Below are 13,368 nucleotides of genomic sequence, written 5' to 3'. Positions count from 1 at the left end.
GCTGTCGCCGCGCCCGGGGGATGCCGACCCGGGCAGGCAGCTTGCCGGCGGCGCCGACCGCGAGGCCTGGTAATGGGCCGCCGCCCGCTCAGGCGCCGACTGGGCGTCTGGATGAACGGCCTGTTCGCCGGTATCTGGGAGCAGGGTGCCGACGGCGAGTCGCTCACCTATGACCCTGGCTGGATCGCCGATCCACAGGGACGTCCGTTGTCCCTGTCGCTGCCATTCCGGTCGGACAACGCGCCATATCGTGGCAGCGTGGTGACCGACTATTTCGACAACCTGCTGCCAGACAGCGACGCCATTCGCCGCCGTCTGGCGCAGCGCTATCGCACGCATGGCACCGGGCCGTTCGACCTGCTGGCCGCACTGGGCCGCGACTGCGTCGGCGCGCTGCAACTGCTGCCGGAGGGCGAGGCGCCCGTGGCACTGCACACGATCCAGGGCACGCCCGCCGACGAAGCGCATATCGCCCGGCTGCTGCGCGATACCACCAGCGCGGCGCCCCTCGGCCAGCACGGCGATGACGCCGACCTGCGCCTGTCGATCGCCGGCGCGCAGGAAAAGACCGCGCTGCTGCGCCACGGGGGCCAATGGCTGGTGCCACATGGCAGCACGCCGACGACCCATATCCTCAAGTTGCCGCTCGGCCTGGTGGGCAATATGCGCGCCGACATGCGCACGTCGGTCGAAAATGAATGGCTCTGCGCGCAGCTGGTGCGCGCGTACGGCCTGCACGTGGCCGGCTGCGAGATGGCGGTCTTTGAAGACCAGAAGGCGCTGGTGGTCGAGCGATTCGACCGCCGCCTGGCGCCAGATGACGCGTGGATCCTTCGCCTGCCGCAGGAGGATTTTTGCCAGGCGATGGGGGTGTCGCCGCTGCGCAAATACCAGGCCGATGGCGGCCCCGGGATTGCGGACATCATGTCGATCCTCGCCGCCTCCGAAGCCGCGGCGCAGGACCGCCGCCATTTCTACAAGACGCAGATCCTGTTCTGGATGCTGGCCGCGACCGATGGTCACGCGAAGAATTTCAGCCTCGTGATTGGCCCTGGCGGGCGTTACTGGTCCACGCCGCTGTATGACGTGCTGTCCGCCCATCCGATCCTCGGCAACGGGGCGAACCAGCTTGCGCCGCAGAAGGCGCGCCTGGCGATGGCGGTGCGCGGCACGCAGAACTACTATCGCCTGGCGCAAATCCAGCGGCGTCACTGGCTGGCGCAGGGCAGGCAGGTGGGGTTGGCCGCGCCGGAAGTGGAGTCGGTGCTTGCCGAACTGCTGGCCGCCACGGAGCCTGCGATTTCGCGGACTGCGGCGGCCTTGCCAACGGGATTTCCCGCCGACGTGGCCGAAACGATATTCGACGGATTGCGTGCGCAGGCAAGGCTGCTCGGCTGAGCGGTCCGCCGCGTGATCGACGGACTCGGAAACTCGGAAACGTCAGCCGGCGTTGCCCTCCTTGAGCCGCTTGCGGTGCGCCGCAACCTTGGCGCGATTGCCGCAGCTCGCCATGCTGCACCACCTGCGCGCGTGGCCTCGCGTGTGATCGGCAAACATCAGCGTGCACCGGTGGCCTTCACACGCCTTCACATGGGTGAAGTCTTCCTCGCACACGAGTCTGGCGAGCGCCTCCGCGATCGGCATCAGCAGTGACTCGGGCGATTCCCAGCGCCGCCTTGCCCGGAAAGCCAGCCCCGGGCCCGCATTGGCGACGATCTCGCCGTATTGCGCGTCACGTTCGAGCCATCGATTCAAGGGCTCGAGTTGCTCCAGGTCCCTGGCAAGCAGCGCGCGACCTTTCCTCTCCTGCACAAAGCCCCTGAACCACTCCCGCAGGCTGCGTGCCTTCGCGGCAATCTCGTCCAGGACCTCGGGCGTGTGCTGCAACCGCATCGAAGCGAGTACCTCCGCAGGCACCAGCCCAGCCTGACCCAGCCAGGCCATCAGCCCCTCGCCGTCGCCAATCCAGTCGACCTGCTCATCAACGGGCGTTGCGACCGAATTCAGGAAATCGAGCCCTGGCGCATCGGCGACGAATATCGGCGGAATCTGTCGGTAGTCCATGTTGGAAGCCAGCTGTTCACGATGCCTGGAGCGTAACCGCTAAAAATCGTCTTGACAAGTTACGCTTCCAGTTTGTAACCTGTAAAAACTAATTTGACGGGTTACACAAAAACCCTGGCTGTTTCACACCTGACCGGTTCGAGACGAACCGAATCACTTCATGGAAAGGAAACCAATGTCCACCATCGCTTATCGCCACGCCGACGTCGACGGATTCAAGGTGTTCTATCGGGAATCCGGGCGAGCGGGCACGCCCAAGTTGCTGCTACTGCATGGCTTTCCGAGTTCGAGCCACATGTTCCGGGACCTGATCCCCCAACTGGCGGATCGCTTCCATATCGTCGCGCCGGATCTGCCGGGATTTGGCCTCTCCGACATGCCGGGCCGCGACACCTTCACGTACACCTTTGACAACCTCGCGAACGTGATCGACCGCTTTACCGAAGTGATCGGGTTCGACCGCTTTGCGGTGTATGTCTTCGACTACGGTGCGCCGACGGGATTTCGGCTTGCGCTCAAGCATCCGGAGCGGATCACCGCGATCGTTTCGCAGAACGGCAACGCCTATGAAGACGGATTGAGCGATGGCTGGAATCCGATCCGGGCCTATTGGCAAGATCCCTCGCACGCAAACCGCGAGGCGCTTCGCGCGATGCTGACGAAGGAGACCACCGTATGGCAGTACACGCACGGCGTCAGCGATCCGGCGTCGGTATCCCCGGACGGCTACTCGCTCGATGACTACTATCTGAGCCGCCCCGGCGCGGACGAGATCCAGTTGGACCTGTTTGGCGACTACCAGAACAACGTCGCGCTCTATCCCGCATTCCAGCAGTATTTCCGCAACCACAAGCCTCCCTTCCTGGCCGTCTGGGGGAAGAACGATCCGTTCTTCCTGCCCGCAGGCGCCGAGGCGTTCAAGCGCGATATCCCCGCCGCGGAAGTCCGTTTCTTCGATACCGGCCACTTCGCGCTGGAGACACATGCCGCAGACATTGCCGCGGCGATTTCCGATTTCCTGATCCGATGACCGCGGACTCCCCGAGCCGCTTCTACAACTTCCTGCTAACCGAAGGAGAACCCTCATGCGCGCAATCGTCCTCGATAAATTTGGTGGTCTCGATAGCCTCGTCTATGCCGAATTGCCGAATTGCCGGAACCGGAACCGATGGAAGGTCACGTGGTGATCGAAATCAAGGCATTCGGCATCGTCTTTCGGGCAGGCGGCGATCAACCTCGCCGTCAACGCCGGTGCGACGGTGATCGCCACCACGCGCAATCCCGCGCGGGCCGGGATGCTTGAGACGCTGGGCGCTTCACGCGTCGAGCTGGAAGGGCCGGACCTTTCGAAGCGGATTGCCGAGGCCAAGCAGATTGATGCGGTACTCGACCTCGTGGGCAACAGCACGGTGCTCGATTCGCTCGCGATGGTCCGGCGCGGCGGCTCCGTCTGCCTCGCCGGCTGGCTGGGCGGCCTGGCACCGATCGCCGACTTCAATCCACTGCTGCAGATGGCGAGCGGGGTCAATCTGACATTCTTCGGCAGCTTCGTGTTCGGCACGCCGGGCTTTCCGGTCTCGGACGTGCCGTTGCAGAAGATCGCCGCCGACGTTGCCGCCGGACGCCTCAAGGCAAAGCCGTCCCGTGTATTCACGTTCGACCAGATTCATGAAGCGCACCAGGTGATGGAGGCCAACGAAGCGGGCGGCAAGATGGTCGTAGTCCACTGAAGGGCCATCCCGTCGACCTCAAGCTTTTGACGTTCCCGCCGTAAGCGATGATGCGGGGGTTCAGAACAGGTGTCGTTCAGCCGGTCTGGATCACCGTATTCTCAACGAACCGTGGAACATGTCGCATGAATACATCTCCTCTTACCGCGCTTAACAACGCCCAGCCCGGCAGCGATCCCGTATCGCTGCTGATGCTGCGCAAGACGCTCGATCTGCAAGCGCAGAACGTCGCGCAGTTGCTCCAGCCCGCCACCAGCGTGGCGCCGGCCAGCAGCAACCCGCCTCACCTTGGCCAGAATATCGACATCAAGGTTTGATGCGTCGCTGCATCTGGTGACTATCTCGGTCGTTCGCACGCCGTTCGGCGAACGACCGGGCATCGGCGCTTTCGCGTCGACGCCTCATTGCAGGCGCGGATCCTGATAGGGCCCCTGGACGACCGGCAGGCCCGGCATCTGGATCTTTGGCATCCACTCCGGCCACCTTGGCCAGGACGGCGAGGGCTCACCGCACCTGATATAGGCGATACCGCCGGTCACGCGGCGCGACGCCGCTCCATCCAGTTTTTCCACGCGGGTCAGGTCCGCGATCTTCAGCTTGCTCATGGCGTGCTCCTTGAACATGGTAGCGAACGCCGACGCGGCGCTCACTTCCGGCAGAGCACTTACCGTGCCAGACGCTTACGCGTCGTTGCATTCTCATTGGCGCCGGATAGCGTTGGCCGGCAGCCAACATGCAACGCCGCACCGTTGGGGGTGAACACACCGCGCTGACATCAGGCAGCGTCGTCGATGTGATCGCCCGGCATGGCACCTTACCCATGCCGCAATAGCGCCTGCGCGGCCATGCGGACGGAAGCGTTTGCCGCGCCGTAGCCGAGATAGCCATGCCGTTGCACGAGTTCGAAGAAGAAGCGCTCGTGAAACGGTGCGGTGTAGGCGTGAAGAAAGTCGCCATGCGCATCGCGGTCGTAGAGCAGCCCAAGCTGTTGCAGGCGGGCGAGCCGTTCGTCATCCAGCGCCAGGCGGGCCGCTACGTCGTCGTAGTAGTTATCGGGCACGTGGAGCATCGCGGCGTGCTTGCGGTCGATGGCGTCGAGCGTGTGTTCGATCCGCTCGGCGCGAAATGCAATGTGATGCACGCCCGAGCCGGCGTAGGCCGTGACAAAGCGCCCGGTGGCCGTACGACCGCTTTCGGAGACGTTGAGCGGAATGCGAACCTGCTGCCCCGGGCTGACCATCGCGCGACTCTTCACCAGTCCATAGGGGTCGGCGATCTCGTGCACCGGGTCGGCATCCATGCCGAACACCGACCGATAAAACAGCACGAAGGTGTCGAGGCGGTGCGCGGGCAGTGCCTGCGCGATATGGTCGATCGCCGTCAGGCCTGCCCCGGTGGATGACGGCTCGATGGGCGCATCGAGCGTGAAATCGCTTTCGTAGATGCTGCGGTCGGCGTTGCGATCATCGATCAGGTGGAACAGCATGCCGTCGGGCGAGCGCAATGCCGGAATCACGCGTTCGTCGGGCCCCACGCGCTCGCGCCATTCCTTGCAAAGCAGCGCACGGGCGCGTGCCACGGCACGCTGGGCATCGTCGACCTTGAGGCCGATGGCGCAGACCGAAGGGCCGTGCAGCTGAAAGTGCTCGGACGCGGCGGAGTCCTGCTCCGCATTGAGGATCAGGTTGATGCCGCCCTGGCGATAGAGGTCGACCGCCTTCGACCGATGCCGGCCAGCGTGGACAAATCCCATTGACTCGATTTGCTGCGCCAGATCCCGGCCGGCGATGTCGTCCACCGCGAACTCGATGAAGTCCACGCCCGCAAACACCGGCGGCGCTGGCAGCGGCGCACCGCCGGCCTCGGCTTCGAGCCAGATCAGCGAACGCAGCCCGTCCTGCGCGATCATGCGCGCCGGCGCGGCCCGGAATTCATCGTTGAAGATCTCGAGCGAAAGCGGTCCCGTATAGCCCGATTGCAGCACGGCGCGCGCAAAGTCGGTGACGGGCAGGTCGCCCTGGCCCGGAAAGTTGCGGTAGTGGCGGCTCCACGACAGGACGTCCATGGACAGCCGGGGCGCATCGGCCAGTTGCACAAAGAAGATCTTGCTGGCCGGTACCGCATCGAGCCCGTCGAGCGAGTCGCCCAGCGACAGCGTATGGAAACTGTCGAGGATCAGGCCCAGCGCGGGGTGGTTCGCGCGCTGCACGATGTCCCATGCCTCTTTCCAGCGGCGGGTATGGCGGCCCCAGGCGAGGGCCTCGAAGCCCACGCGCAGCCCCCGGCTTGCAGCGGCCTCCGCCATTTGTCGCAAATCGGCAGCGGCGAGCGCCGGATCGTCGATGGCGATGTCCTGCACATTGCTGCACACCAGCACCATGTCGGCGCCAAGTTGCGCCATGACGTCGAATTTCCGCTCGGCGCGCGCCATGTTGCGCGCAAACAGCTCGCGCGGCATGGCCTCGAAGTCGCGCAATGGCTGGTACAGCATGATCTGCAGGCCGAGATCGGCCGCCATCTGGCGCACCGTCGCGGGCGAACCGTCGAAGTTCAGCAGATCGTTCTCGAAGATTTCCACGCCGTCAAAGCCGGCCAGTGCGGCGGCCTCCAGCTTCTCGGGCAGGGTGCCGGAGAGCGAGACGGTGGCAATCGATTTCGGGAGAGGCTTGGGTGCGGCAATCATGAGGAATCCGGACGGGGAGGTGAGCTCAAGCGTAGAAGTCGCCGGCCTGCCGGACAACTGCCATTCGCGCATGCGCGTGTGATAATCGCTCCATTGCGATCAGCCATCGCGCATAACTCGGGTTAACCATGGAAAAGGAAACGCTCAACCGGCGCGACTGGATTGCCGGCCTGGAAAAAGGCCTGGCGATTCTCGAGGCCTTCGACAACGACCATCCGCGCCTCACGCCCACCCAGGCTGCCGAGTTGACGGGCCTCACCCGTACCGCGGCGCGACGCTATCTGCTCACGCTCGAGCATCTCGGCTACACCACCAGCGACGGCACGCTTTTCAGTCTCACGCCGCGAGTGCTCAAGGTGGGTTGGTCGTACTTCGATTCGGCCCGCCTGCCGCGCACGGTGCAGCCATTCCTGCAGCAGATCACCGCGCAGGTGGGCGAGGCCGCTTACCTGAGCGTGCTCGATGGATGGGAACTCGTCTTCATCGCCCGCACCAGCTCCAACCGCGTCATGAGCACAGGCTTCGTGCTGGGCGCGCGCGTGCCGGCGCCGCTCGGCTCGGCAGGCGTGATGATGCTGGCCTCGCGGCCGGAGGACGAGGTGCGCGCGTGGCTCGACACTTGCGTGCTCGCGCCTTACACGCCGTACACCATCCTGCAACGCGACCGCTTGCTCGATGAAGTCCGCAAGGCGGGCGCGTTGGGCTACGCGATGCTCGAGCAGCAACTGCAGACCGGCGTGCGCGGCGTGGCGGTGCCCCTGCGCGACCGTCATGGCAAGGTGATTGCCGCGCTGTCGGTCAACATGCCAATTGGCGACGAGAGCCCGCAGCAAGCACTCGACCGCGTGCTGCAGGTGATGCAGGACACCGCGCTGCTGATCATGCGCGTGTTGTGATGGGGCGCAGCCGTGGCGGTACGCACGCCTGGCTTCGCACGACGGCCGCATCAGAACTTGTGGCGCACCCCGGCCATCACGCCAAGGCGCGTGCTGTTGCCATAGGTGTTGCCGCTGTTCACGAACGTGGTGGCGCTGTTGAGCGCGATCCACTGGCCCTGCAGATGGGTGTAGTCCACTTCCACATAGACGTCGGTGCGCTTGCTGAAGCTGTAGTCGAGCATGCCTGCGGTGGTCAGCCGCTTGCCGCCCTGGCCGGCGTGGCGCAGCCAGTCGTACTGCACGGTGCCGATAAACGCGAGCGCTTCGGTAATGCTGAACCGCGTGCCCACGTAGCCGACATTGCTGCGATAGTCGGCCACGTCGAGCCGGTTGTTCGTGTAGCCCAGGTAATACTGCGCCCGCGCGGCCTTCCACGTTCCGCCGAGCCCCCACACGGTCTGCTTGCTGGCTTGCGCCGCGGGCACCGTGCCAAAGAACGCGCTGGTGACGTTCTGCGTCTGCTGGTAGACACCGCCGATCTCCAGCGGGCCGGCACTGTACACCAGCGAACCGGCCGCGGCCGAACTGTTCTTGATGCTGCCGGCCACTTCGCCGAACGTGTAGGCAGCCGCCACCTGCAACCCGCCAAAGGCCTTGATGTACTTGAGCGTGTTGTCGTAACGCAGCCCGGTGTAGTTGCCCCCCTGGTAGCCGACGATCGAGTTGTTGGCGAACGCCATGGCCTCGTAGGAGGAGAGCACTTCATGCGCCAGCGTGTATTGGCGGCCAAGGGCCAGCTTGCCGTAGTCGCCGTCGAGGCCAACCACGGCCGTCCGGCCGAACAACCGGCCACCTTGCTGACTCGTGCCAACTTCGGGATTGAAGCCTGATTCGAGGATGAACCATGCCTTGTTGCCGCCGCCGAGATCCTCGGCGCCGCGCAGGCCCCAACGGCTGCCCGTGAGCACGCCATCGGTCATCTGCACGCGGCTGTGGCCCGCGGCGTCTTCATGGGTGCTGTAGCGAATGGTGGTGTCCAGCAGTCCGTAGAGGGTGACGCCGCCCGACGACTGGGCGAACGCGGGCAGGCTGCTCGCGCCCAGCGCGAGCAACGCAATCAGGTGTTTCTGCATGGGAGGTGTCTCTGGTTTCTTTTTCTGGCGTGAGCCGGGGGCGGGTGGTCAGGCGGCAACCTTGCGCGGGGCAAGGAAGAAGAGCCACGCCAGCGCGATGAAGTAGGCGCAGGGAATCATCGTGAACAGCACCGCGTAGTTGTTATGCGTGACGGTCAGCACATAGCCCACGAGCTGCGTCATGAACATCCCGCCGATGGCGCCGATCATCCCGCCGAAGCCGAACACCGAACTGACCACGTGCTTCGGCGTGTAGTCCATCACCATGCTCCAGATGTTGGCGGTCCAGGCCTGGTGCGCGCCGATGGCCACCGAGATGGCCGCCACGGCCATCCAGAGGCTGCTGGCACCAGCCGCCATGACGATGGAGGTAATGCAGACGGCGAAGACCAGCATCGAGAGCAGTCGTGCGCGCACGGCCGGCATGCCCTGGCTGATGAGCCAGGAGGACAACGCCCCGCCGCCCACGCTGCCAATGTCCGCCGCGAGGTAGATGACGATCAGCGGAATCCCCATCTGGGTCACGCTGATGCCAAGCTGGTACTGCTGGTTCAGGAACGGCGGCAGCCAGTACAGGTAGAACCAGAACACCGGCGCCGTGATCGCATAGGCCAGTGCGAAGGCCCAGGTGCCGCGCATGCGCAGGATGCGCGAGTAGGGGATGCGTTGCGGGGCGGGCTCGACGTCGCGCGTCACATGGGCGAGTTCGGCTGCGGTGACCGTCGGGTGCGCGTCGGGGTTGTTGTAGTGGGCAAACCAGAACACCAGCCAGATGGCGCCGAGCGCGGCGATGGCGATAAATGCGGCCTGCCAGCCCCACACTTGCAGAATCAGCGGCAGCATGATCGGCGTCAGCATGGCGCCGACGTTCGTGCCCGCGTTGAAGATGCCGGTGGCGATGGCGCGCTCGCTCGCGGGAAACCAGATGCGCGTGGTCTTGACGCAGGCCGGGTAGTTCGCGGCTTCCGTCAGGCCGAGGAAGAAGCGGCAGATCATGAAGCCGACCGCCGATGCGGCCAGCGCATGCGCGCCGCAGGCAATGCTCCAGAGCAGCACGGCCAGCGCGAAGGCCCGCTTCACGCCGACCATGTCGATGAACCGGCCTTGCAATGCAAAGCCGATGGCGTAGCCCACCTGGAACCAGAAATTGATATTGGCGTAGTCCTGCGCCGTCCAGTTCATGGCCTTGGCCAGCACGGGCTGCAGCACGCCCAGCGCGGCGCGATCGATGTAGTTCAGCGTGGTGGCAAAGAAGACCAGTGCCAGCATGCCCCACCGTACCTTGCCGAGCGCGAAGGCCGCGCGAATCTTGTCTCCGAGCGAGCTGCCGAACGCGGCGCCCGGGAGCTCCTTGTGTGTCGTTGCCATGTGTCTGTCTCCACCAATGGATGAGAAATCTTTGCCGGCGCGCCTTTATCAAATGGCGCCGCTCGGGGGGGGCTTGTTTAGCGCGGGGGCGCTCAGTACTGAATCCGTGCCACGGCACGCAAGGCGTCCGGTGTTGCGGTGCCGAAGCCGAAGAATTCGAGATAGGCCGGAATCATCTCGAACAGCATGTCGGCGCCAACCTGCACTTTGCAGCCACGTGCCATGGCGGCCTGGAGAAGTGGCGTGTATTCGGTCTTCATGACGACTTCGCCAACCATGGCGCCGGGTGCGATGCGCGAGACATCGAACGGCAGCGGGTCGCCCGGCTTCATGCCCAGCGGCGTGGCGTTGACCACGACGTCGAAACCGTCCGGATCGTCGGAACCGGTGCTGACGCGCAGATCGGGGTAGTGCGCGCGGAGCCGGTCTCGCAGCGCATGTGCCGACGCGTCGCGGGCATCGAACAGGGCGAGTTCCGCAACGCCGGCTGCCGCGAGCGAGGCAGCGATGGCACTGCCCACGCCGCCGCAGCCGGAAACGATGGCGCGCGCGCCATCGAGCCGGCAGCCCTTGCGCGTCACGCCGCGCACAAAGCCGGCGCCGTCGAACTGGTCGCCCAGCAGCGATCCATCCTCGCGCAACAGTACGGCATTGCAGGCGCCGGCGATGCGCGCGGTGGGTGTCAGATCGTCCACCAGTTCCACCGTGGCGACCTTGTGCGGCATGGTCACCAATGCACCACGGAGGTTGCTCAGGCGGAACAGCGACGGGAAGACCGTGGTGTAGTCATCCGGCTTCACGCCCATCGGCACGACCACGGCGTCGATGCCCTGCTGGTCGAACCAGGGGTTGTAGATCATCGGTGCCTTGAACGTTTCCGTGGGGTACCCGAGGTGCGCGATGAGGGTGGTCTTGCCGTTGATCATGATGACTTCTGTGTTGGGGGCGATGCCGCCGTGGCGGGCATATCTGACGGCGGGGAAGCGCGTCGATGAGCGGAGATTAGTGGTCGCAAGGCGGTGCGCCAAGTAACGCATGCGGCATATTGCGCGATTGTTGAACGCCTATGCGCGATCAGGAAACGCAGTGCGGGTTTCCACTGGGTGGGTGCAAACGGGGACGGATCGAAGCCGGCGGGAATGCCGTTGCTATGATCAATCGCCGCGACGCGTCTTGCGCAAAGACCGCCGGCGCCGCCCCCAAGCCACGCCACAGGAGCCACCACAATGAACGCCGCAGATGCCTTTTCTTCGCGCGCGGACGCCTTCCAGACCTGGGACAACCCACTCGGTATCCAGGGCTACGAGTTCATCGAATTCGCCTCGCCCGACCCGGCCGCGTTGGGGCGGACATTCGAGCGCTTTGGCTTCGCCGCCATTGCCCGGCATCGCCACAAGGCGGTCAGGCTGTATCGCCAGGGCGAGATGAATTTCATCGTCGACGGCGAGCCGGATTCGTTTGCGATGCGTTACGCGAGCGAATTCGGATTGTCGATCTGCGCCATCGGCATTCGCGTGGATGACGCCGCCACCGCATTTGCCCGGGCGATCGATGCGGGGGCATGGCCCTTCGAAGGTGGCACGGTGGGGCCGATGGAGCTGAACATCCCCGCCATCCAGGGCATCGGGCAGTCGATCATCTATTTCATCGATCGCTGGCGCGGCAAGGAGGGCCAGCCGGGCGACGTCGGCGATATTTCCATCTACGACGTGGATTTCCGCCCGCTGCCGCAAGCGGGCCGTGTGCCCGGTGCGGGTCTGACGCGCGTGGATCACCTGGCGCAGGCCGTGGAGCCCGGTCACCTAGACGAGTGGCTGGAGTTCTATCGGAACGTGCTGGGCTTCCGGGCGTTGCACGAAGTCAATCCACACTGGCATGCGCCCGACGGTTCGCACGTATTGATCTCGCCTTGCGGCCAGATCCGCATTCCCTTGTATGAGAAAGGCACGCCGCGCCACGACCAGATGCGCGGATATCTCTCGGATCAGCACGGCGAGGGCGTCCAGCACATCGCGCTGGCCACCGACGACATGCTGGCCAGTGCCTCGGCGCTGGCCGCCAACGGTGTGCAGTTCGTGGAGCCGCCGCCCGCGTACTACGACGCGGCGGCTGCGCGGCTGCCGTGGCTTGGACTCGATCTCGCGGCGCTTCGGCGCTTTGGCGTGCTCGTGGATGGCGCGATACGCGACGACGGCGTGCGCGAAGCGTTCCAGCAGGCGTTTGTACGGCGAGAGGCCGGCGAGTTCTTCTTCGAGATCGTCCAGCGCGACGGGCACCACGGATTTGGCGAGGGCAACCTTCCCGTGCTTGCGGCCCTGGCTCCGCGTTGACTGGGTTCCCGATTCCATCGCATCGACGATGGAATCCGCAGGCGTGGCGCGCGGAGGGCGGGAGAGTGCTGCCGCGCCGACTTGGGGTTTTGCCTGATACGCGCGCCAACCACCTGATTTCATTGCAAGTATTTCGTTGAGGTGACGAAGGGGATACGTTCCCCCGCAAATTTCCTCTTGATCTCTGCGCCATGCCGATCATAATGCAAACGTTTGCAAAGGAGGCATTGATGGAAACGATTGAGCTGGAAGGCAAAGCGGCACTGGCCGGGAAACTGTCCCTGATCGACGACGAGCAGTCGGTGACCCCGGTGGTGATGGCCGCGATGGCCAATACGGAAAACCCCCGCCTGCGCACCGTAATGGCGGCGCTGGTGCGGCATCTGCATGACTTCCTGCGGGAAGTGCGGCCCACCGACGAGGAGTTCGAACTGGGGCTCGAATTCATCGCCGCGCTGGGGCATGCCACGCATGCCACCAACAACGAAGTGGTGCTGGCCGCCGATGTGCTCGGCCTCTCCACGCTGGTCACGACGATGAACAACAGCACCCGCGACGGACGCACGCCGGGTGCGTTGCTGGGGCCGTTCTACCGCGACAACGCGCCGCGCTATGACTGCGGTGACTGCGTCGTGCAGGACGACACCCCGGGTCTTCCGCTGTTCGTCAGCGGCACCGTGCGCGGGACGGATGGCACACCGCTGGCAGGGGCGACGATCAGCGTCTGGCAAGCGTCGCCCGTGGGCCTCTACGACAACCAGGACCCGAATCAGCCCGATCGCAACCTGCGTGGCTGCTTCCAGGCGCGCATGGACGGCGGCTACCACTTCCGCACCGTGCGCCCGGCGGGCTATCCGGTGCCGACGGATGGCCCGGTCGGCAAGCTGCTCGACGCGCAGCAGCGCCACCCTTACCGGCCTGCGCATATCCACTTCATCGTGTCCGCGCCCGGCTATCGGACGCTGGTGACGCAGGTCTTTGCCGATGACTCCGACATCCTGGAGAGCGACGTCACCTTCGGCGTCCACCGGCAACTGGTGGGAACCTTTCATCGCGTCGAGCAGGGGCGCAGCCCGTGGGGCAATCTGCCGGCGCCGTTCTACACGCTGGCCTTCGATTTCACGCTGGAACCCGGCGTGCAGACCTTTCCCAAGCCGCCGATCGACTGACGGCGCCACTCCC

Annotated in this window: 14 protein-coding genes; 7 read left to right on the top strand and 7 right to left on the bottom strand. The window is 65.0% G+C overall.

From position 1 onward, the window contains the following. Positions 1-72: 72 nt before the first annotated feature. Positions 73-1,398 (top strand): type II toxin-antitoxin system HipA family toxin, encoded by a 1,326-nt coding sequence (locus BLR29_RS22505; RefSeq protein WP_176861035.1) that lies wholly within the window; start codon positions 73-75, stop codon positions 1,396-1,398. A gap of 42 nt (positions 1,399-1,440) precedes the next feature. Here BLR29_RS22505 and BLR29_RS22500 read toward each other — a convergent pair whose 3' ends face one another. Next, positions 1,441-2,064 (bottom strand): CGNR zinc finger domain-containing protein, encoded by a 624-nt coding sequence (locus tag BLR29_RS22500; RefSeq protein WP_092139760.1) that lies wholly within the window; start codon positions 2,062-2,064, stop codon positions 1,441-1,443. Between the two features lie 175 nt (positions 2,065-2,239). Here BLR29_RS22500 and BLR29_RS22495 point away from each other — a divergent pair, with 175 nt between their 5' ends. Next, positions 2,240-3,094 (top strand): alpha/beta fold hydrolase, encoded by an 855-nt coding sequence (locus BLR29_RS22495; protein WP_092139757.1) that lies wholly within the window; start codon positions 2,240-2,242, stop codon positions 3,092-3,094. A gap of 102 nt (positions 3,095-3,196) precedes the next feature. Here BLR29_RS22495 and BLR29_RS32925 read toward each other — a convergent pair whose 3' ends face one another. Beyond that, positions 3,197-3,334 (bottom strand): hypothetical protein, encoded by a 138-nt coding sequence (locus BLR29_RS32925; protein ID WP_176861034.1) that lies wholly within the window; start codon positions 3,332-3,334, stop codon positions 3,197-3,199. Here BLR29_RS32925 and BLR29_RS22490 point away from each other — a divergent pair. Continuing rightward, on the top strand, positions 3,324-3,794 hold the full coding sequence (locus tag BLR29_RS22490) for a zinc-binding dehydrogenase (RefSeq protein WP_255371371.1): 471 nt from the start codon (positions 3,324-3,326) through the stop codon (positions 3,792-3,794). The genes BLR29_RS32925 and BLR29_RS22490 overlap by 11 nt on opposite strands. A gap of 125 nt (positions 3,795-3,919) precedes the next feature. Beyond that, positions 3,920-4,111 carry a YjfB family protein gene (locus tag BLR29_RS22485; RefSeq protein ID WP_092139755.1) on the top strand — a complete coding sequence of 64 codons (192 nt, stop codon included), beginning with the start codon at positions 3,920-3,922 and terminating at the stop codon, positions 4,109-4,111. An 84-nt stretch (positions 4,112-4,195) separates the two neighbouring features. On the opposite strand, the gene BLR29_RS22480 is transcribed toward BLR29_RS22485, so the two are convergent. Both BLR29_RS22480 and BLR29_RS22475 read right to left on the bottom strand, forming a co-directional pair. Further along, positions 4,196-4,399, bottom strand: coding sequence for a hypothetical protein (locus BLR29_RS22480; RefSeq protein WP_143018506.1), 204 nt, complete (start codon positions 4,397-4,399; stop codon positions 4,196-4,198). Positions 4,400-4,608: 209 nt separating this feature from the next. Then, positions 4,609-6,477 carry a bifunctional sugar phosphate isomerase/epimerase/4-hydroxyphenylpyruvate dioxygenase family protein gene (locus BLR29_RS22475; RefSeq protein ID WP_092139751.1) on the bottom strand — a complete coding sequence of 623 codons (1,869 nt, stop codon included), beginning with the start codon at positions 6,475-6,477 and terminating at the stop codon, positions 4,609-4,611. A gap of 128 nt (positions 6,478-6,605) precedes the next feature. Here BLR29_RS22475 and BLR29_RS22470 point away from each other — a divergent pair, with 128 nt between their 5' ends. Then, positions 6,606-7,373: an IclR family transcriptional regulator domain-containing protein gene (locus BLR29_RS22470; protein ID WP_092139749.1), complete on the top strand. Its 768-nt coding sequence runs from the start codon at positions 6,606-6,608 to the stop codon at positions 7,371-7,373. Between the two features lie 50 nt (positions 7,374-7,423). On the opposite strand, the gene BLR29_RS22465 is transcribed toward BLR29_RS22470, so the two are convergent. The 3 genes from BLR29_RS22465 to BLR29_RS22455 form a co-directional block, all read right to left on the bottom strand. Next, positions 7,424-8,488, bottom strand: a complete 1,065-nt coding sequence (locus tag BLR29_RS22465; protein ID WP_092139747.1) for a porin — start codon at positions 8,486-8,488, stop codon at positions 7,424-7,426. Positions 8,489-8,536: 48 nt separating this feature from the next. Then, positions 8,537-9,856, bottom strand: a complete 1,320-nt coding sequence (locus BLR29_RS22460; protein WP_092139745.1) for an MFS transporter — start codon at positions 9,854-9,856, stop codon at positions 8,537-8,539. Between the two features lie 92 nt (positions 9,857-9,948). Then, complete coding sequence (locus tag BLR29_RS22455; protein ID WP_092139743.1) at positions 9,949-10,782, bottom strand: shikimate dehydrogenase family protein; 834 nt, start codon at positions 10,780-10,782, stop codon at positions 9,949-9,951. A gap of 300 nt (positions 10,783-11,082) precedes the next feature. Between BLR29_RS22455 and BLR29_RS22450 the strand changes: the two genes are divergently transcribed. Next, the gene (locus BLR29_RS22450; RefSeq protein ID WP_092139741.1) at positions 11,083-12,186 is read left to right on the top strand and encodes a 4-hydroxyphenylpyruvate dioxygenase family protein; all 1,104 of its coding nucleotides are present in this window, start codon (positions 11,083-11,085) and stop codon (positions 12,184-12,186) included. Between the two features lie 230 nt (positions 12,187-12,416). Next, entirely contained in the window at positions 12,417-13,355 is a 939-nt protein-coding gene (locus tag BLR29_RS22445; RefSeq protein ID WP_092139739.1) for an intradiol ring-cleavage dioxygenase, read from the top strand. The last annotated feature ends 13 nt before the right edge of the window (positions 13,356-13,368 follow it).

Origin of the sequence: Cupriavidus sp. YR651, from assembly GCF_900101625.1 — a bacterium.
Classification (GTDB): Bacteria; Pseudomonadota; Gammaproteobacteria; order Burkholderiales; family Burkholderiaceae; genus Cupriavidus.
Note: the sequence above shows the minus strand (reverse complement) of the source record. Positions and strands in the feature narration are given on the sequence as shown.